We start from the raw sequence: 18,444 nt of genomic DNA, 5'->3' as shown, positions 1-18,444 counted from the left end.
ATTAATCGAACGCTCTCAGTGAGAGGTCGCCGAAGGCCCTCCGCCAGAGGTAGGGTGCGCCGTGCCCGGGACGTCCGGGCACAGTGAATTCGGCACGGCGGTGGCAACGGTGGACGGTGCGCAGCGGCGCTGGCGCCCGGACTTCGAGGTCGACCTCGCCCGGGCCCTCGGCCCGCTCCTGCGAGGCGGCGGCGATCCGGTCTCGGCCCACGAGCCGGGCGGGGTCTGGCGGGTGTTCCGCACCCCCGCCGGTCCCGGCACGATCCGGATCACCGCCCGGTCCGCCGACGGGGAGGTCGCCGCGGCCGCGTGGGGTCCGGGCGCCGACTGGCTCCTGGAGCAGCTACCCGCCCTACTCGGCGCCGACGACGAACCCGAGCGTCTGGTCCTGCCGCCCGGGCCACTACGCGAGGTCCAGCGCCGCAACCCCGGCCTGCGGCTTGGCCGGAGCGGACTGGTAATGGACTCCCTCGTCCCAGCGGTGCTGGAGCAGAAGGTCACGGTCACCGAGGCCTACAGGGCCTGGCGCTACCTCCTGCGGCGATTCGGCACTCCTGCGCCCGGCCCCCGGCCCGAGCTGCGGGTGACGCCTTCCGCCAGACAGTGGGCCGCGGTGCCCAGCTGGGAATGGCACAAGGCCGGCGTCGACCCGAAGCGGGCGGCCACCGTACTCCGCGCCGTCCGGCTCGCGCCCCGGCTCGAAGAGGCGTCCGCGATGAGCAGCCCAGCGGCGTTCGAGCGGCTGATGACCGTACCCGGCATCGGCGTCTGGACCGCGGCCGAGACCCTGCAGCGCAGCAACGGCGACCCGGACGCCGTCTCCGTCGGCGACTACCACCTCGCCAACCACGTCGGCTACGCGCTCACCGGCCGCGCCCGCAGCACCGACGAGCAGATGCTCGCGCTCCTGGAGCCGTACGCCGGCCAGCGCCACCGGGTGTGCCAGCTGATTCGGGCCACCGGGACGCGGGCGCCGCGTTTCGGCCCCCGCCTGGCGCCCAACGACCATCGCCGCAGGTGACCACGACGGCACCCGGGCCAAAGAGCTGCGGACGGACGACGCTCCGCCCGGCATGGAGCAGGTGGAGCGCACCGCTGTGCGTTGCAAGCGGCTCGGCCTCGGACACGCACGACCGGCTGTCCGACAGGACGTCACCCCTCGGTGGCGCCCTGCCGCCGTTCCTCGGGAGTTTGAAGGCTAATGAGCGGAATGAATCCTGCGGGCAGCTCGAATCCCGGGATGAACAGCGGCCTGGTCGCCCGGATACCGGCAGACCCGAGGTGGTACTCCACGAACGCGGCTGACACCTCGTCCTGCCGCTCCTTGATGTTCCTGCACTCGTGGGTCAGCAGATCGATCGCCCAGACCTGGCGCCGGACCCCATGGAGTGATGCCTGGAGGACGTCGATGGCGCGCAGTTGGTCATCCAGCAGCCAGAGGTGACGTGCGACCAGGGCGTGGACGGCCTCGGGGCCGTTTCGCCTTCCTCACGCAGGGTTTCGGCGGTCGGTGTACAGGCTCTCAACCGCTCCCTCGTGTCGACGTACACAGCCACCGCGTGCCGGTGCTCCGCCGGCACATCCCCGAACTCGGCCAAGGGGCCCCAGCCGGAGTCGAAGGAGTCCGCACGCCACCCGGCTGCCGTGGAGCGCAGCCGGACCTCCGCGCCGCCGTCGGTCACCGAGTGGACGTCCGGGCCTACGTGACACCAGTCCCCGTCCGGGACGAAGAGTTCAGCGAGGTGCTCGGCCACCGTCAGGTCCGAGCCCCTGTAGGAGTCCGCGAGGTCCTGCTCGACGGACAGGATCGGCCGGCCGTCGAAGACCAGCCCGGGAGCGAGAGGAATCGTCACCTTAGGGTCGTCGGCCTGCGCGCTCGGCATCTTGAGTCCGGGCGGGAGGCGATCGGCGCGCTGCCGATCTGGTGCCGTCTGGGTCCCGAGCGCACAGCTGAACGGGTGAACGGTAGGGCGAGTCGGGAACGGCCCGAGGCGGCGCTCGTTGGCCCTTGGTGCCTGCCGGGTCGCGCCCGGCAGTTCGGGAGGAGGGCTTGTTGATGCGCCTGGGTTCGAGGACGACGGTAGTAGTGACGGTCGCTGTCGGCGCTGTGGTGGCGTCCGCGTCGCCTGCGGTGTCGGGGGAGGTTCGGTCGTCGAGCGCCTGCACCCACAACTTCTATGGCACGGGCACGACGCGGCCTGCTGTCTGCATCGAGATCCATGGCCGTGGAACGTGGGCGGACCGGGTGGTCGCCCGGTGGCCCGGCGGTGGTTCCCAGCTCGGCCGCTGGGGGGTCCTTCATGAGGGCAACGGGAAGTCCCTGCACGGTGATGTCCGGGCCTACCAGAAGGGCGATGACCTCGTGGCTGAGTGGAAGGGCCTGCGGCTGGCCGAAGGGAAGGCGTGCGTATCCTTCACCGGCCTGGAGAGCTGGGCCTGCCAGGACGTGATCGCTTGAACCCGGCGCTCGCCCCCCTTGGACGCGCTAGCGCCGCTTGCTGGTCCCGAACCTGACTGGCTCGGCCGGTCCCCTGGATGGATCACCGCCGGGCCTCTGGCGGCAACGTCGTTGAACTGCGGCCAGCCCCCAGCCGAGCAGCCGGCCCTGCATGATGCCGCCGGAGGTTGGCGGGAAGGTTCAGTCGCTCTCGTCGCCTAAGGACGCGGTGTCCAGGCACGCGTCCGGAGCCCACCACGGACCGGGGGGTGGCTCCGGCGACCACCACGCCCAGGGCGCCGTGGGGACTGCGTGGCGGTGCGACATGTGGCGGCGCGGTCAGCATCACGCCTGTTCCTCGTCCTGGGCTGCCAGAGATCGTTCGCGAAGGAAAGGGTCATGGTGGCGGGTCCCAGCGCTTTGTCAAATTCGCGAGGTTACGGGTGTGGTGTCTGCGCGGCGGGCGGTGGAGCACGGGCCCGCGCTCCGCCAGCCTCGTGGTCACCAGCTGTGATGGAAGGGGCCGAACCCGAGCTCGGCCGCCAGGGAGTTCAGGTCGAATCCGTCGCGGAAGTTGTAGCCCGTGTACTCGGGAATCTGCGCCTTGAGCTGGTCAAGGGATAGTCCCCGCCACCACCACATGCGGCCGCACTTGCAGCCGACCGCAGGATGTCCGTCGGGGATGACCAGAAGCCAGTCCTCGGTCCGGCCGCAGTCGCAGGCAAGCTGGTGGGTGACCGTCGGCCACTCCGAGTCTGGCGGTGTTTTCAGGACGGCCGGGGGCAGGGCGTGCGTTGTGTTGAACGTGTTGATCTTGAGAACCTCGATGACCTTCGCTTCCTCGAAGGCGTAGTCGAAGGCCTGGGCGGCACATCGCTCCAGGGTGCTGAGGAACGGCCAGTAGGCGGCGTCGATGTCGATGTCGTCGTCGTGCCTGATGGTGCTCAAGGTCCGGGCCATCCGCCAGATCCTCCGGTCGAGGCCCCTTCCGATCTTGTTCTCCCGGACGTCGACGAGCCGCTTCCAGGCTCCACCCGGCGCATCGAGGATGGCCTGTGATGCCGCGCGGACCCTTCGGAGAATGTCCTGGCAGTCCCTTTCCAAGTCCTCAGGCCGGATGTAGCAGTCGCGGTAGTGCCGGGCCATCTCCCACAGGCCCTTGTCGTAGTGCTCGGTGGTGAACGGCGTGACGGTGGTGGGACGACGCGGGAGCTCCCCCACCGACGGCGGCAGGTACCTCTGCCGTTCGAGCACCTCACGGTGATGCGCGGGCACCCGCCGCGAGCTGGGGTCGACGAGCGGTCTCCCCCACAACGGGACAGCTGGCCAGCGAGGGAGGGCTCCCGCGCCGCTCACCTGGTCCGTGTTTCGAAGGGAGGTGTCCTTCGGCTCGTCTGACATAGCAACCTTCCGTGGTGGATGGGCTGACGGTCTCACGTCCGGACCGACCGGTGAGTGCGGTCCGGACGGGTCCGGGTCAGCAGTGGGTGAGGAGCCTGGCGGCGATGTCGGCCAGGGACACCGGGTTGGGCGCCGCCGCGATGACGTCGGCGGCTTCGGCCGCGTCGACGTTCTCGGCCAGCAGGTAGACGGGCGCGCCTGACACCTCGCCCGGCAGATCCAAGGCGGCGACGACGTCGGCCGCCTGCTTCCGCTTGGACGCGGTGGCCGAGGTGGTGCTGGTGATGGCGATCTGCCACTCGCGGCCGTGCTGATCCCGCACACGCCGCCCGTCGCGCTCGTACAGCTGCGGGATGCCCTGACCTGGCGTCGCCTCCGCTGCCTGTGCCCCGGCGAGAAGGCGGCGGTCGTGGACGAGGCTGGCATGGTCCACGTAGAGCCTCGGCGGCGCCAGGGCCGCAGCCAGCTGACCGTCCAACCACACGTCATACAGCGGATCGACCTTCGCGTGCTCGCTGCGCCAGGCCCCGAACGACGGATGCTCCGCGAGCCGGCCGAACAGTGCCCGGGCCCGGTCTGCGAGCTCGCCGAGCTCGACGGCTAGGTAGCGCTCGCCGGCCAGTCCGACGCCGGTGGAGCCGCCGTTGCGGGCGAGGGCGGCGCAGCGCCGGCTGGCCTTCTCCAGGTCGGCGCGGGCCTCCTCGATGCTGGGGCCCCCGCTCGATGCGAGCAGTTCGGCTTCCTGGAGGCGGTCGGCCGCCCGCTGGCGGCGGCGGGCCGCTTCCAGAGCCTGGTCCATGCGCGCAACGCGGTCGCGGCAGATCGCCTCCTGGGCCCTGAGACAGCACACGATGTGGGCCCAGAGGATGCGCGCGACCCGGGGCTCCTCCGCTGTGTCCTTGCGGCCCCGGCGCCGGGCCGCCCGGTCGGTGCCGTGGTGGATGATGCGGGCGAGGACCGCCGCGGCCTGGCTGGCGGCGACACCCACCGAGAGCATCTGGTGGATCAGGTCCCGGTCCCGCTCGCTTCCGTAGCGCTCGTAGGTCAGCTGGAGCCGCTCCTCCGGGCGCAGAGCGTCCCGGGCCAAGTCCTGGATCTCGTAGAGATGAAGCAGCGCCTCGGACAGGCGAGGACCGTCGGCTTCGGAAGGTCCGAACCGGCCCGCCACTGGAGCGAGCTGGGCCGGCAGGCGGCACCTCAGGTTCAGGTCCGACACCTCGAACCGCAGCGGGTCATTGCGGAGCAGGCGCTCCACCGGGCCGAGGTCCCGCGGCTCGCGGCGCAGCGTGACCTCCAGGCGGTAGTCGGTGTTGGCGACGATGCGCTGCAGGTCCTCGAACGACGGTGCGCTCCGGCCGGTCTCGTAGCGGCTCAGGGCTGTCTGCCCGACACCGCTGTCGCCAGCCAGGGCGGACTGGCTGAGGTCGCCAGTGCGGAGTCGGGCTTGCGTGATCAGCCAGCCCGCAGGAATGACCGCGTCCGGGCTCGGGTACCTGGCCATGCTTCCTCCAGCGTCATGCCATTTGAAACTAGCGCTATGCCATATTGGCATAGCGCGGGCTCTCGTGTCAGGAATTTGGCGCACCCTGGGGATACGGCAGGGAAGATCTCGCGGGCGCCCGCCGTGGTCATCAGACCGCCGTTCGAGCCGATGCGGCCGCGGCCCGCGGCCGTGCTGCCGCCGGAGGACGCGTTCCCGGGCGGGGTCCTGTACGAGGTGAAGCTGGACGGCGTCCGCTCAGCTGCCTGGCGTGGGGACGGCGACGTCCAGCTCTGGTCACGCCAGGGCAAATCAGCTGTCCGATCGCTACCCCGAACTGCTTCCCGCCCTGCGGGCGGTCGTGAAGCCGGGCGTGACCCTGGACGGTGAGATCTGCGCCTGGTCCGGAGGTCGGCTCGACTTCCGGCAGCTCCTGCGCTCCCCGGCCAGGCGCCGGGCGGAGGGCGTCGCCCTGAGCTCCGTCGCCTGGGATGTGCTCTCGCGCCCCGGTGAGGACCTTCACGATCTTCCTCTCGCCCTACGGCGGGAGGTCCTCGTGAAACTCCTCGCCGATGCGCGCGTCCAGGTCCAGCCGGTGATGGCCGCCCGAGACAGGCAGCAGGCACTCGCCTGGTACGAGGGACTCATCCACGCTGCCGTCCAGGGGCGTCGACGGCGTAGCGGCCCAGGTTCTGTGGAGGGGTCAGCGCCACACCTGTTCCTCGTCCCGGTAGTGCGGCCACGGTTGACCGGTTGCCGTGCTGTCCAACAGGCGGGAGATGCCCGCCGCCCAGGTACCCGGGCGGACCAACTCGGCCAGGTAGCGGTCGAGTTCGGAGCGGCGCAGCTGCAAGGTCCGCGTGGAGGTGAGCTGGAGGCCTCCGGCGAGGACGGCGGCGCGCTGCGGCCGGTCGATCTCGATCACAACTTCGCCGGGTTGCAGGTCGCCGTGGCCGGGCGGACGGACCCAGCGGGCGTCCAGGCCCGCTGCGCGCAGGAGCCGGGTGAGGATCGGGCCGGAGGTTTCGACGAGGAGCACCATGTAGTCGCCGATGATGCGCGCGCACACGGCCGGGTGGAGCGGGTAGCAGGCCCAGGGCACTCGCAGCGGGTCGCGGGCGGTGTGGTCCAGGCTGGTGGCGTGGACATTGTGCTCGCGGTTCGCGGCGATCCCCGCCTGGTCCAGCGCGGTTCCCATCGCCAAGCTGACGCGCTCGGCGAACTGGTCTCCCGTCATGCCGAGGTGCGCGCAGGTGCTCTGGTCGGCCAGGAGCAGCGCGCGGCTTCCGGGTATCGCGGTGGCCGCGATGCCGTCCGCGAGGGCGCGGTCGGCGGTGGTGCGCAGCAGGTCGAGGTGCGTGCGCAGCGGTATGTCGAGGTCGTGCAGCGCTTCGGTGGGCTCATTGGGAAGGGGCCCGCCGTTCAGAAGAGCGTCGCGGGCGGCGTTGATCCGCTTCAGCTGCGTCGAATTCTTCTTCTTCGGGTTGGTCTTGATCTCCAGGGTTCGCGGTGCTGTGGCGTCGTCCCAGACGGTGATGTCGCCGATGCGCAGGCAGTTCGTCAGGTCGTGCAGGAGCGTGAAGGCGCCGTCGTCCTTCCACGCGCGGTGGACCTGATCGAGTTCTTCCTGGAGGCCGTCTTTGCCGTACATCGGGCCCGGCGAGGCGTTGCGGGACAGTGCGAGGATGAACGGCCGGCGGAACCCGAAGGCCCGCCAGGCCAGCGCGTCCCCGACCGTGCGCAGCTGCCGGGCCAAGCGCTCGCACAGGTCGGCTTCGAACGCCCAGGTCCCAAGGTCGGCCGGGTCGCGGCCGGACTGCGGCTCCGGAGCGTCGGCCTTCGGTCCCTTGCCCTTGCGGGCCCGGGCAGCGGCGCGTTTGAACCCATCGCGGTCCTTCTCGACTTCCAGCAGCCGGGTGAGGAGGTCCTGCTGGAAGGCGTAGCCGTCCTCCGGGGTGTGGACGTCACGCAGTTGCTCGATTAGGCCGGTCAGGACTGGTTGGATGGCCAGGTGGCGGGGGTGCGCGAGCATCTCGTCGGGCTCGTAGTGGTCGGCATCGAACAGGGTCATCCGCACAGTGTGCTGGGTGGGGGTCGGTGGCGTCCGGGCTTTTCGGCGGGCTCCGCTGGTGGGTGCGGTGTTGCTCCGGCCGGCGGCGGTGCATCGCGCGCGGTCTGGGGACGGCGCAGAGTTGGAGGCGGCTGGCCGTGAACCCCCGAGCGCGGCCAGCCCCCTGACGGCGACGGTCGGGCTGGCGGCCCGCTCGGGGCCGCAGGCCGGTTTCTCCGGGGAGCGCCCGACCCGCGTACACGGGCGTGGTCGAGCGTCAGCTCGCCGCTGTCTTCTCCAGGCCGGCGGCGAGGCGGTCGGCGCGTGCCGCACGGACGGTCTCCTGCTCGCGGCGCGCGTACTGCGCGATCGTGTGGGCGGCGCCAAGCACCGTCGGGATGTAGACGAGGTACAGGGTGTGGGCGTCCCGTTGGACGGGCTGCCCGTGGGCGGTGGCGAGAGCGGGGCCGACGGCGATCCCGAGCAACAGCAGCACGGCGACGACGGCCCACCCGGCGGCGACCGTCCATGGCGAGGCGAGGTGGCGGCGGACGGGCAGTCCCTGGGTGGCCCGCAGGAGGTCCTCTTCCCTCCGCTCGGTGCGGCGGCAACGGGCGGCGGCGACGGCCAGCACCGGAGGTGCGGCCAGCCAGACCAGGACGGACACCAGGACGACGGTGACGTCGTCGGACAGGCAGACCCAGCCGGCTGCGAGCAAGAGCGACCAGAACGAGACGACGGCCCAGGCGAACAGGCGGTCGGAGCGGGGCACATCGGCGGCCGGACGCCGGAGGGTGCGCAGGTGGCGCCGGGACAGCAGAACGGCGAAGGGCAGGATCATGGCGGTCGTCAGCACGGCATCGCCCACGGCGGCAGTTCCTCCCCTTCGCTCCGGCCCTGTCCGGGCCCAGTGGGCCAGCATGCCAGCAGACGCGGCAGGACGGGGGTGATCGCGTCAAGACCGCTTGACGGGCCCCGAACCGGCGGCTCGGCGGCGGCCGCCCGCGGCCGGCTCCAGGCAGGCCGGGTCGTCGACCTCCGGATCGAAGGACCGTCCGGCTACCCGGCAGCACCGGGAGGCTTGGGGATCGCCTGGCGGATGAGCGCCACGGTCCCGGCCGGACTCAGCCGCCGACCGTCGTACCCGATGGTCGAGCAGTACACGATGAGCCAGTGCATGATCGCGGCCCGGTGCAGCTCGGGGGTGGCCCCCTCCCACACTTCGCTGGCGGCGGCCCCGCCGGTGGTCTGGTAGGCGGCCTTGGCTAGCAGGGCCAGGGCGACGTCGGGCTGCGCCGTTTTGGCGGTGAGGCGCATCCGGTCGGCGGCCTTCTCCGAAGACAGACCCTCGTGGGGTCGGGCTGCGAGGAGGGCGAGCAGCAGACATGCACCTTCCCACATGGCCTCGGTACCGCGCCGCTCCAGCTCAGTGATCAGCCAGCGGCCAGCCGCCGGGTGGGCGGTGGCGACCGTGTCCTCGGCGGCCATCTCCAGGAGTTCCTGCAGTGGGTGGGTGCTGCTCATCCTCGGACGGTACCCGGCCCCGCTCGCCGCGGCGCCACCGGATCCGTCCGTGCGGTTCTCTCAGGCGCAGCCGACTGCAGGGGGAAGACGTCCGCAGGGGTCATGTCGTAGCGGATCCGCTCGGCCCGCACGTGGTGGCGGAATCGGCCGAACTCCGGCGTCGCCTGGTCGACGGTCTTCTGTGCACCGGAAGGTGGCATCCTCCCAGGTCGCGTCATGTGTGATCTGTGAGTCGATGCGTTGAGCGACTGGGGCGTCGGGCCGTCCGGCTCGCGCGGGCCGGTGTTCGTCACCCACCGCCGCCCCGGCCCGGGGAAGGTGCTCTCCGCCCAGGACGCTGCGCGTCCAGTTCGAGGTCGAGATCGAACCCGGAGGAACCTTGAACGGCAGCGTCCCCGTCGGCGTCAAGATCCTGGTGCTGGACGGGGAAAACGAGCCGCAGCCGCTCCCGTGGGACGCCCTGGAGCCCGCAGACCTTCCGCGCCTGATCTCCAGCCTCCCCGCAGACTGAGACGCACGGGCGCGCCGGCGCCCTCTGGCCTGATCGGCCCCCGGCCCCGGGGGCGCCCGCCTCCCGGAGCACGCAGGTACCCTCCCGTAGGCCTCGACGCGGTCGACGGCGACCGTACTGGCCGTCCCCGGCCTTGCGGATCGGCTTCTCAGCGCCGGACTGCCGCCGCTGTCCAGAACGGAGGCGCCGGCAGCGGGAGGCGGTGTCGCCAGTGTCGCCCGACACCGGGGTGTTCGTGGTGACTGCGCCTGCCACTACGGTGGTCGCATGGCACCCTCCGCTGCCCCGAGCGGGCTCGTCGCTGTCCACGTCGCCGTCCGGAACCCCGCCGAGTTCCCCGAGCCGCATCCGGACGCGCATGAAACCCTCCGGGACCAGTGGGTGGCCGCTCACAAGTACGACGGCATCACCTGGGAGAAGGCCGGCGCCGACCCTCGGTGGCTTGGGACGGACACCAGCACCTGCGCCGCGGCCATCAACCCGAGCATCTTCGGCGGGCGTGGCGCGGACGAGTTCACGAGATTTCTCGACGGCGCCGCCTCGCGCGGTGAGACGGCCCTGATCATCGCCACGATCGGCGACGCGGACAGCGAGCCGCGCAACTCGGTCTTCGGTGCCGACGTCGCCCACGTGTACTTCCGCGGCTTTGACGGTTCGATCGCCGGCAAGCGCCTCGGGTCCGGTTCGGAGATCGCTCTGGTCCCGGGCCTCGATGCGGTCGACCAGGACCTCGCGCTCCGGATCCGCAGCAGCTCCGGTGAAGGCCCCTGGTGGGCGATGGCCCCGCGGTCCCTGGCGGCGGAGGGGCCATCAGGAACCACCGTCTACGAGCCGGAGGGTGAGCTCGTCCCCATCATGGTGGACACCCTCGGTGATCCGGTCGTGGCTCGTTGGATGCCCAGCGACGGCAAGCAGATCTGGTACATCCTTCCGGACGGGATCAACTGGAACACGGTGGTCGGCTGGCTCGTCGAGCGAGCTCTACCCGCGTATGTCCCAGGCGCTCTTCGCCGGGTCCGCTCCCCGCACAGCCTCGACCCCGACCTGGAGACCACCGCCGAATCCTCGGCCCGGCTGGCGCTGGCAGAACTCGAACGCCACTACGCCACCGAGAAGGCCCGGCTTCACGCCGAGCAGAAGCGCGCGAAGGAGGCGGCCGAGCCGATACGGTCAGGGCTGCTGTTCGGCACCGGCAGTGAACTGGTCGACGCCGTCGCGGCCGTTCTGCGCGCGGCTGGCTTCGACGTCACCGACCTGGACAAGGAACTGGGCACGAAGTCCGCGGACCTGCTTGCCATCCGGGGCGAGGATGCACGCCTCGTCGAAGTGAAGTCCGAAGGCGGCCAGGCCAAGGAAGCGCTGGTGGCCGATCTAGAGCGCCATCTGAGCACCTGGCCGCAGCTGCGCCCGCATCAGCCGGTCACCCGCGGAACTCTGGTCGTCAACCACCAGCGCAAGCTCGACCCGGCGCAGCGTACGCCGGCGGTGTACGGGCGCCGCGAGTTTGTAGCCACACTCCAGCACCCCGTCATTCCCGCCACCGTCCTCTTCGGGTGGTGGCGGACCGAAGACTGGGAAGCCGTGCGTGCTGCCGTGCTCGGGCAGCAGAACCACAGCACCGAGCCGAGCGGACTCGCGCTGACGAAGCCTGAAGAGGCCGCGCAGCGGCGCAGCCTCTGGTCCCGCCTGCGCCGCTACCGCCTGGGTGACGGGTAGGACGTCGGTGCCACAGTGACACGCGTGCAATGTGGTCCGGTGGCCCGCACATACCGATGGTTGCCCCCATGGGCCAGCATCGTTGCCCCGACGGCCGTCAGTGTCTCGTCCAGCCACTGCCCGCCGTCCTCCTCTGGCTGGCGCGGCCGAGCGCCGAAGCCGACCAGCCGCTGCTCCGCCGCCCGGTGTCCGGCCTCGTCGTTGCGGATCTTCGACGCGGCCCGGTCCGACAGCACGGTGGCGTCGGGCAGCACCGTCAGCCGGCGCGGCCGCGTCCGGCCGAGGTAGGCGAACCCCTGGACCGCGTAGACGTGGCCGACGTGGCTCGGGGACACCAGCTCCGGCCCTTGCGGGGTGGCCCTGGTGCGCGGCTGCGGGTCGGAGTGGGCGACCACCCCGCGCACCCCCCGGTCGGCGGCCAGGGCGAACGACCGGGCGCAGAACCAGGACTCCGGGTTCGACTCCGCCCCGTCCAGCAGCACCAGCCGGTTCGGCTCCAAGCTCTCCCGATATGGAACCTTCTGCGTACCGGAATAGCTCGTCACAGCAGTTCGCGGCATGCTTCACACCTGTAGGTACAAGGGCTGACTCACTGGCACGTTGGCCTGAGAGGGCGATACGCAAGTTGATGTCCGGTTCGGTACTGGGGTGAGTGAGGGCGGCGGGTCGGGCGTCCGCGTGAGGGGTCAGGGGCCGGGCTGGGTGATCATGTCCCGCGATCCGGAGCGGGTCAGCGTGAGCCCATCGAAGCGTTGTGGCACCATCCACGTCGTGGATGACCGTACGGATGACGTGGACTGGTCCGGCTTGTTCCATGCCTCAGGCCCCGCCGACGACACGCCGCGGCGTCTGGCAGCTCTCCTCAGCGACGATGCGTGGGCTTCCGTCGACGGGTACTCGCACCTGTGGTCGGCGACGCTTCGCCACGAGGGCAAGGCCTGGCCTGCGACGGCGCCCACCGCGATGCTTGTCGCCAAGCTCCTGGACAATCCGCTGCTGGGGCTCGAGGATCCCTCGCTGCCCGATGCCATGCTCGCGTATCTGTACGAGGTCGGCGCCGCCGCCGACCTCGGCGACGGGGCTGAGGAAGTCCGTGCTCGGGTCAAGGACCGCGTGCCGGAGCTGCGGGCCTGGACTGTCGAGTACGTGTCGGCTGATGCAGATGGCAGGGCTCGGATGTGGCAGGACGGCACAGGGCTCGGTGAACTCGTCCTCGATCAGGCGGCGCTCGCCTGCTTCGACGTGGTTCCCGTGCTCCTGCGGCGAACACTGCCGTACATCGCGTCGGAACGTGCCAGGCGCAGGACATGTGCCGCCGCAGCTGTTGGGTCACTGGCGCGGCATCCCGCGGCCTCCGCGCAACGTTCGGAGCTGCTGCAACAGTTGACCTCGATGGCCCGGGCCGCCGATTCCTCGTACGACCAGGCAACGATCTTGATTGCCATCGGCGACCTCGGCGGCGACACGCGCCCCTGGCTGACTGACCCGCATGCAGGCGTTCGGGCCTGCGCGGCCCTGGCGCCCGACCTTTCCGGCGACGACATAGCAGAGCAGGTGCTGATGGAATTGGAGCGGTCGCCGCAAGCGTTCGGCAAGTCCTTTGGCGACATGGCTCCACCCCTGCAGCTCCAGTCCAAGTCGTTTCAGGATCTGCTCGCAGGGCGACGCGCGAGCTGATGCCCGGTGTCCGCGACGGGGGTCACGGTCGCGGCAGGGTGAACAGCCCCTGTTCGGTCTCGGCCAGGATTCCCCGGTCAGCGAGCCGCTTGAGCTTCAGGCGGACGTTGTTGATATTGCTGGGCGCGATCTCCACGTCCATCGCCTCACACACCGCCCGCGCCCGCAACGGGGCATCGGCGGCGGCGAATACCGCCATGATCTGCTGGTAGGCCGGATGGTCCGGCAGCTTCGCGACAGGCGGCGCGGGAGGCCGCGGTTCGGGTAGCTCCAGCAGCGTCTTGCGGGTGATCCGGATCTCCTCGGCGGCGGTGTCGAGCCCGTCCAACAGTGCTGTCAGATCCGCGATCTTCTCCCGGGCCACCTCGGCCTGCGCGGCGATCTCCCGCTCCTGCTCCTCCAGCCGCACCAGCAATGCCCCCAGGGTCAGTTCCCCGCCGGTCATGCGCCGCGCCAGGCGGGGGTGGAGGTGCCGGTCAGCATCCGCGACATCCGGTCGCTTATGGCCCAGTAAACCCGGGACTCGGCTGAGGCGGTTCGGTGTTCGTAGTCGCGCACCAGTCTGCGGTGCAGCATCAAGATCCCGTTCGTCTGCTCCACGATCCACCGCTTGGGCTGCGGGACAAACCCGGCGTCGGCCGGGTTACGCTCGACGACTTCGACCTCGATGCCTACCTGCCGCCCGTGGTCCACGACCGTCTTCTTGAACCCCTGGTCCACCAGGGCCTTCGTCACGGTGCCGGCGCTGGCTGCGACCTTGTCGAGCAGGGCAGTTCCGAAGACGTTGTCGTGAACGGAGGCGGCGAGTACCACCACCGCGATCACCAGTCCGAGGACGTCGACGGCCAGGCCCCGCTTGCGACCTGGCACCTTCTTGTTCGCGTCCCGTCCGGTGGTGCCGGCCGGGACCCCCGCGGCGGCGTGCAAGCTCTGGGTGTCGAGCACCACCAGGCTGGGGTCGGCTAATCGACCCTTCTTCTCGCGGACCTGCCAGCGCAGCAGGTCGTGGATGGTCTGGTCAGTGCCGTCGTCGCGCCACTTGTAGAAGTAGTACGGGCCTTCGCCCTTGATCGTGGACACCGGGTGTCATGCGGCGAGGGTCAGCGTAGTTGATCGTTGTTCGTAGCTGATCGGGCTCTGTTGGCCGAGGGCGGAGTGCCGTCGCCGGGTGTTGTAGCGGGTGACCCAGCGGAATACGTCCAGGCGGGCGGCGCGGGCACCGGACCAGCGCTTCGCACCCTGGAGCGTCTCGCGTTTCAGGCTGGCGTTGAACGACTCCGCGGCGGCGTTGTCCGCGCTGGTACCGACGGCTCCGCGTGATCGGATCACGCCCAACTCGCTGCAGAGCAAGGCGAATTCCTTCGATGAGTATTGGGCCCCGTTGTCGCTGTGGAAAATCGCTCCGCGCAGGTCCCCGCCACGGGTGCCGGCGGCGGCCCTCAGGGCATCGGCTATCAGCCCGGTACGCATGTGGTCGGCGATCGACCACCCCACCAGGCGCTTGGAATGCAGGTCCAGCACCGTTGCCAGGTAGAGGAACCGGCCCTCGCCGACCGGGAGATAGGTGATGTCTCCCACGTACTTCTGGTTCGGCGCGCAGGCGGTGAAGTCGCGCTGGAGCAGGTCCGGCACCGGGATCACGTCGGGGGCGGGGACGGTAGTACGGACCTTCTTCCGCAGGTGCACCCCGACGATCCCGAAGCGACGCATCAGCCGGGCGACCCGCTTGTGGTTCACCGGCCGGCCCTCCTCGCGCAACTCGGCGGTGATCCGGGGACTGCCGTAAGTGCTGTCGGACTCCTGGTGGATCTGGGCGATGCGCTCCACCAAAGCCTGGTCGGCATGCTCGCGCTCGGCGCGGGCCGGGGCAGCCCGCAGCCAGCGGTAGAACCCGGAACGGGAGACGTGCAGGAGCCTGCACAGCCGCTTCACGCCGTAGACGCTGCAGTGGTCGGCAACGAACGTGAAGCGGCTCACCAGTTCGTCTCGCCCGCAAAATACTTCGCTGCCCGGTGCAGGATCTCCCGCTCCAGTTCGAGTTCCTTCACCCGGGCCTTGAGCTGCCTGTTCTCCTTCTCCAAGGCGCTCGACTCCGCGACGCCGGGCACAGCGGCCTGCTCGGCCTCGCGCACCCACACGCGCAGCGTCTCGTGGTTCACCCCAAGGTCCCTGGCCACCGCGGCGTACGTGCGCCCGGGGCTGGCCCGGTACAGCGCGACGGCATCGGCCCGAAACTCAGGCGAGTACTTCGACGTCCCCAACGGGAACTCCTGTCCTGTGGATCTTCACGATCCAATGATCAGGGTGTCCACGATCAGGGGCAAAGGCCCTACTTCACCGCGCCGGTCGGGGGCAGGTCGTGGGGGAGGTAGTCCCACTGGCAGCCCGTTCGAGACTGGTAGAGCAGGGCGTTGACGATCTCCCGCATGTCGTAGTTGCCCTGGTGGCGGCTGACGGAGGGGTGCCGGGCCTTCCACGAGGTGATCACCGGCTCGATCAGAGCCCAGCGCTCGTCCGATAAGTCGCTCTTGTAGGGCTGGCGGTCGCTCACGGGTGACACTCCAGCACGCCCGAGCCTCCCGATCAGCGGAGATGCGGCGATGCCACACGTTCCAGTGACGTCAGATGCGACATCACGTCACATACCGTCCTCTGAGTCAGTGGTGCATGGCCGACCCGCGTCGGCCACTCGCCGCTCGGCAGGCCATCCTACGCGTGATGTTGACGAACACCCGGGCCAGTTCGTGCGCTTCGTCCCCGGCCGGTGACCGGGCCGAGTACAGGGTGACTCGGCACCTGACAACCGACATCGCTGGAGCCACGGCCGGATGCACAGCGGCGTATTGCTCGCCTGGACCCTTTGCACGCCCTTGGGTGAGCACTCGTCGGAAGGGGGCGGCGTAGTAGCGATTCCAGGCTGGTGCAGACGGCGGGCATCCTTCGACTGAGGCCGCAGGCGACAGCCACACGTCAGAGCAGTCCGACGACCGCCAACGCCTCTGACTTGTCTGCCGACTGATGTAGTACATGCCCGTGTTCAAGGCTTTTCAGCTGCACACCGCCCTTGGGGACGAGATCGGCATGGAAGGTCGACCATGCGCGGCAAACCGGGCAGACCTCGCCCGTCAGGAACGGGCGCAGCAGGTGCAGCTCATGTGTGGAGTCCCGCAGGTACAGGCTGCCGGGTTCCAAGTCGTGTCTCAACGAAGTGGCAGCCTTGGTCGGTACAACGGGATGGTCCCCCGTCAGCTCGCGGTAGCGGATGTCGGCCGTCTTGGCAAGGCTGTCCCAGCGGGTCTCGGTGACGTGCCAGAGCGGGAAGTCGGCAAGAAACCGGGATCGTTCAACGAGCAGGGTCAGGTCGGCGAAGGCCTCTGTGACCGCGGGCGGGAGATCGATGGGATCGAGACGACGGAGGTGGGCATCGTCGTTGCGGCGTTCGCTCAAGCGCTGGCGTGCGTCGGCGGCGTCTTGGTCCGCCAGCAGGGAACGGATGCTGTGCATGGGGTGCTGGTGCGGCAGTTCGCGAAGTTTGCGGCTTGTGGATGCCTCCTGCATCACGGCGGCCCAGTCACCGAGGCCCGGGCCGCTGCGCCCGCTGGTGAGCTTCTCCTTGATCGCCGCGGTGGAGCCCAGCGGGATCCCGGCTTCCCAGGCGAGCGCCAGGGTGAGCAGCGCCATGTAACAGAGCAGGATTTCGGCAGTGTCCAGGACGGCGTTGTAGGCCGCCCGTTGATCGCCGGCGCTCATGCGAGCTTCGGCTTCACGCCACCGGTAGGCGATGGGCAGGGGGAAGCGCGTGCGCACGGTGTGCCCCAGGTCGTCGAGCAGTGTTGCGGCCTCCACACGCAAACGCAGCCCACGACCCTGGTCGATGATTCTGTCCCGGGCCTGAACCGCTGTTTTGTACGTGAACGCGGACTCCAGAAGTGTTCCTGCTTCTTTGGCCCAGGTCTCAAGGCGGTGACGGGCGGCATCAAGATCGTCGAGCACCGTAGTCAGGACGCCGTCCGGCTGCGGCACGGGCAGTTCCTGTAGCCGCTTCACCGTGATGTGAAGGCTCGATCTGCCGACCAGCCGGTCGGCCAGCGGTGTCCGCAGAAACTGGACGGTCAGGCTGATCTGCTGCGGTGTGATGGCGGCACGAGAGCGTAGAGCGACGGTCGTGTGGGAGGGCGCGGCTGGGAGGTCCTGATCGGTCACCTCGGCAACGATCAGACCTGGCGGATCGTGTGGTCCGTGGATCTCGCGGAGGATGAGGTCGCCTGGTCGCAGGAGGTATTCGGGCGGGGCCTTGACCCAGTAGCTGTCGTCGGCGGGCAGCGCGATGGAGCCGTCGCGCCGTACGTCACGACCTCCCAGGAGCCGGACGGCGCCGGGCTGCTCCTCGGAGCTGATCCAGTGCGAGTGTCCCGCCATGTGGATGCGGGGGACGGTCTCGTACAGCTCACCCAGCGTGGTGAGGCTGCCGAAGCCCGCCAGGTCGGCTTTCTGCGATACGACGTCCGGATGGTGACGGTCGAAGTCGAGGCTCTCTGTAGCGGGCGGGAGGTCACGGATGACGTAGCCGTACCGGGTACTGCCTCCTCCGCGCTTGAGTAGCATCTGGAAGTCCTTCTCGGCAGACGCGTCGTCGTCCCCGCGCGGCGCCCGGAAGATCTTCATCGGAGGCCGGTGTTCCTGCTTGGTCTTCAGGAAGCAGGCAGCCACGCCGAAAGTCTGATGGATCTGAGGAATCACACCCGTGCTGTAGATGACGGCCAGTATGTCCCAGTGCTCGGACAGCGTCCTGCGCAGCTCTGCCGCACGCGACGATTCCGAGACCCAAAGTTCGGCAGGGGTCAGGACGGCCATGCCGCTGCTGGCGTCTGCGGGACGGCATGCACGCAGAACATCGTCGTACACGTACAGGGACACATCCCGACGCGACGTCTGGGCGCCGGTGCGGCGTTGCCATGGTGGTACGAGGAGAAGCGGGCCCTGCCCCAGGAGGCGTGCAACGCCCGAGCTGAGGTCGTGCCAGGCCGGTTCCTGAACCAAACGCCACTCCGAGGGCGGTTCGAAGGAGGGCTGGCCTTCTTCCGAGCTGGTGGTCAGCACCGTCACGGGGCCCGGCGCCAGATGCGCGAACGCCATCATGAGGATGCGCTCGAATGACGGGCTGAGCGATCCATTTCCCTCGGGCATCCGGCCCCTCCCCCTCGACCCTCGGCAAGGTCCGCAGACGCTCCGGCGGTCCCGCCTCCCGGTATTCGAGCGGTAATCCTACCGTCGGGCAGAGGGCTCGATCACGGTCTGGGACGCACGGGTAAGACCGTCAGGTGCCGGCGGTGGCCCTAGAACAGTCACTCGCCGTGGCGGCTGGGCGCGTCGGGCCGCGGGCTGGGAGTCTGCCGCCCGTCCCGGAGGATCTGGCGGGCCGGGCGGGCCGGGCGGGCCGGGCGGGCCGGGCGGGCCGGGCGGGCCGGGCGCAGGGTGTGGCGGCGCTGCTGGTGGTGCCAGAGGGCGCGCCACCAGGCCAGTCGGTGCTCGGAGTCCTGAGGGAAGACGGACTGAGTGACTCTGTCGGGGATCTTGGCTTTCCTTGATCACTGTCCTTGGCGCCACCAGCGGGGGCGGGGCAGCTCGTGGGCGTCGAGGTACTGCTG

General features: G+C 69.9%; 15 protein-coding genes and 3 pseudogenes. 6 read left to right on the top strand and 12 right to left on the bottom strand.

The annotated features are described in order from the left end of the window. Positions 1-109 precede the first annotated feature (109 nt). The gene (locus tag AB0D10_RS42850) at positions 110-1,021 is read left to right on the top strand and encodes a DNA-3-methyladenine glycosylase 2 family protein (RefSeq protein WP_360267403.1); all 912 of its coding nucleotides are present in this window, start codon (positions 110-112) and stop codon (positions 1,019-1,021) included. Between the two features lie 325 nt (positions 1,022-1,346). Here AB0D10_RS42850 and AB0D10_RS42845 read toward each other — a convergent pair whose 3' ends face one another. After that, complete coding sequence (locus tag AB0D10_RS42845) at positions 1,347-1,853, bottom strand: hypothetical protein (RefSeq protein WP_360267400.1); 507 nt, start codon at positions 1,851-1,853, stop codon at positions 1,347-1,349. 233 nt (positions 1,854-2,086) lie between these two features. Here AB0D10_RS42845 and AB0D10_RS42840 point away from each other — a divergent pair, with 233 nt between their 5' ends. Next, entirely contained in the window at positions 2,087-2,458 is a 372-nt protein-coding gene (locus tag AB0D10_RS42840) for a hypothetical protein (protein ID WP_360267397.1), read from the top strand. A gap of 480 nt (positions 2,459-2,938) precedes the next feature. Here the strand turns inward: AB0D10_RS42840 and AB0D10_RS42835 are convergent, their stop codons facing one another. Both AB0D10_RS42835 and AB0D10_RS42830 read right to left on the bottom strand, forming a co-directional pair. Then, positions 2,939-3,691 carry a hypothetical protein gene (locus AB0D10_RS42835; RefSeq protein WP_360267394.1) on the bottom strand — a complete coding sequence of 251 codons (753 nt, stop codon included), beginning with the start codon at positions 3,689-3,691 and terminating at the stop codon, positions 2,939-2,941. Between the two features lie 223 nt (positions 3,692-3,914). Then, positions 3,915-5,339, bottom strand: coding sequence for a helix-turn-helix transcriptional regulator (locus AB0D10_RS42830; RefSeq protein ID WP_360267391.1), 1,425 nt, complete (start codon positions 5,337-5,339; stop codon positions 3,915-3,917). A 250-nt stretch (positions 5,340-5,589) separates the two neighbouring features. Between AB0D10_RS42830 and AB0D10_RS42825 the strand changes: the two are divergent. Then, positions 5,590-5,925: pseudogene (locus AB0D10_RS42825) on the top strand (hypothetical protein); the annotation flags it as partial. A 96-nt stretch (positions 5,926-6,021) separates the two neighbouring features. Here the strand turns inward: AB0D10_RS42825 and AB0D10_RS42820 are convergent. The 3 genes from AB0D10_RS42820 to AB0D10_RS42810 form a co-directional block, all read right to left on the bottom strand. Then, positions 6,022-7,389: a hypothetical protein gene (locus tag AB0D10_RS42820; protein ID WP_360267388.1), complete on the bottom strand. Its 1,368-nt coding sequence runs from the start codon at positions 7,387-7,389 to the stop codon at positions 6,022-6,024. A 256-nt stretch (positions 7,390-7,645) separates the two neighbouring features. Further along, the gene (locus tag AB0D10_RS42815) at positions 7,646-8,236 is read right to left on the bottom strand and encodes a hypothetical protein (RefSeq protein ID WP_360267385.1); all 591 of its coding nucleotides are present in this window, start codon (positions 8,234-8,236) and stop codon (positions 7,646-7,648) included. 191 nt (positions 8,237-8,427) lie between these two features. Beyond that, positions 8,428-8,892 carry a hypothetical protein gene (locus AB0D10_RS42810; RefSeq protein ID WP_360267382.1) on the bottom strand — a complete coding sequence of 155 codons (465 nt, stop codon included), beginning with the start codon at positions 8,890-8,892 and terminating at the stop codon, positions 8,428-8,430. A gap of 379 nt (positions 8,893-9,271) precedes the next feature. On the opposite strand from AB0D10_RS42810, the gene AB0D10_RS42805 reads away from it, so the two are divergent. Together AB0D10_RS42805 and AB0D10_RS42800 are read left to right on the top strand one after the other, a co-directional pair. Then, positions 9,272-9,403 (top strand): hypothetical protein, encoded by a 132-nt coding sequence (locus AB0D10_RS42805; protein ID WP_360267380.1) that lies wholly within the window; start codon positions 9,272-9,274, stop codon positions 9,401-9,403. 267 nt (positions 9,404-9,670) lie between these two features. Further along, positions 9,671-11,119 carry a hypothetical protein gene (locus AB0D10_RS42800; RefSeq protein WP_360267377.1) on the top strand — a complete coding sequence of 483 codons (1,449 nt, stop codon included), beginning with the start codon at positions 9,671-9,673 and terminating at the stop codon, positions 11,117-11,119. Here the strand turns inward: AB0D10_RS42800 and AB0D10_RS42795 are convergent. Next, positions 11,098-11,619: a hypothetical protein gene (locus tag AB0D10_RS42795; protein ID WP_360267374.1), complete on the bottom strand. Its 522-nt coding sequence runs from the start codon at positions 11,617-11,619 to the stop codon at positions 11,098-11,100. The genes AB0D10_RS42800 and AB0D10_RS42795 overlap by 22 nt on opposite strands. A 202-nt stretch (positions 11,620-11,821) precedes the next feature. Between AB0D10_RS42795 and AB0D10_RS42790 the strand changes: the two genes are divergently transcribed. Then, on the top strand, positions 11,822-12,796 hold the full coding sequence (locus AB0D10_RS42790; protein ID WP_360267372.1) for a hypothetical protein: 975 nt from the start codon (positions 11,822-11,824) through the stop codon (positions 12,794-12,796). Between the two features lie 22 nt (positions 12,797-12,818). On the opposite strand, the gene AB0D10_RS42785 is transcribed toward AB0D10_RS42790, so the two are convergent. From AB0D10_RS42785 to AB0D10_RS42765, 5 genes and pseudogenes are all read right to left on the bottom strand, one after another. Further along, on the bottom strand, positions 12,819-13,241 hold the full coding sequence (locus tag AB0D10_RS42785) for a hypothetical protein (protein ID WP_360267369.1): 423 nt from the start codon (positions 13,239-13,241) through the stop codon (positions 12,819-12,821). Beyond that, positions 13,238-13,849, bottom strand: a pseudogene (locus tag AB0D10_RS42780) (transposase); the annotation flags it as partial. The gene AB0D10_RS42785 and the pseudogene AB0D10_RS42780, both read right to left, overlap by 4 nt. A 33-nt stretch (positions 13,850-13,882) precedes the next feature. Continuing rightward, positions 13,883-15,057 (bottom strand): IS3 family transposase gene (locus tag AB0D10_RS42775; protein ID WP_360267366.1). Its coding sequence is split into 2 segments (ribosomal slippage): positions 13,883-14,790 and positions 14,790-15,057, totalling 1,176 coding nucleotides; the frame shifts between segments, so codons are not numbered across the junction. Positions 15,058-15,146: 89 nt separating this feature from the next. Continuing rightward, positions 15,147-15,347, bottom strand: a pseudogene (locus AB0D10_RS42770) (transposase); the annotation flags it as partial. 419 nt (positions 15,348-15,766) lie between these two features. Continuing rightward, positions 15,767-17,983, bottom strand: coding sequence for a hypothetical protein (locus AB0D10_RS42765; RefSeq protein WP_360267364.1), 2,217 nt, complete (start codon positions 17,981-17,983; stop codon positions 15,767-15,769). Positions 17,984-18,444: the final 461 nt, after the last annotated feature.

Source organism: Kitasatospora sp. NPDC048545, from assembly GCF_040651155.1.
Classification (GTDB): domain Bacteria; phylum Actinomycetota; class Actinomycetes; order Streptomycetales; family Streptomycetaceae; genus Kitasatospora.
This window is presented reverse-complemented; position numbering and strand designations above follow the sequence as displayed.

What these genes read in the sequence shown, in the direction of transcription:
- AB0D10_RS42830 (WP_360267391.1), bottom strand. Translation starts at nt 5,339, where the DNA reads ATGGCCAGGTACCCGAGCCCGGACGCGGTCATTCCTGCGGGCTGGCTG.
- AB0D10_RS42820 (WP_360267388.1), bottom strand. Translation starts at nt 7,389, where the DNA reads ATGACCCTGTTCGATGCCGACCACTACGAGCCCGACGAGATGCTCGCG.
- AB0D10_RS42810 (WP_360267382.1), bottom strand. Translation starts at nt 8,892, where the DNA reads ATGAGCAGCACCCACCCACTGCAGGAACTCCTGGAGATGGCCGCCGAG.
- AB0D10_RS42800 (WP_360267377.1), top strand. Translation starts at nt 9,671, where the DNA reads ATGGCACCCTCCGCTGCCCCGAGCGGGCTCGTCGCTGTCCACGTCGCC.
- AB0D10_RS42785 (WP_360267369.1), bottom strand. Translation starts at nt 13,241, where the DNA reads ATGACCGGCGGGGAACTGACCCTGGGGGCATTGCTGGTGCGGCTGGAG.
- AB0D10_RS42765 (WP_360267364.1), bottom strand. Translation starts at nt 17,983, where the DNA reads ATGCCCGAGGGAAATGGATCGCTCAGCCCGTCATTCGAGCGCATCCTC.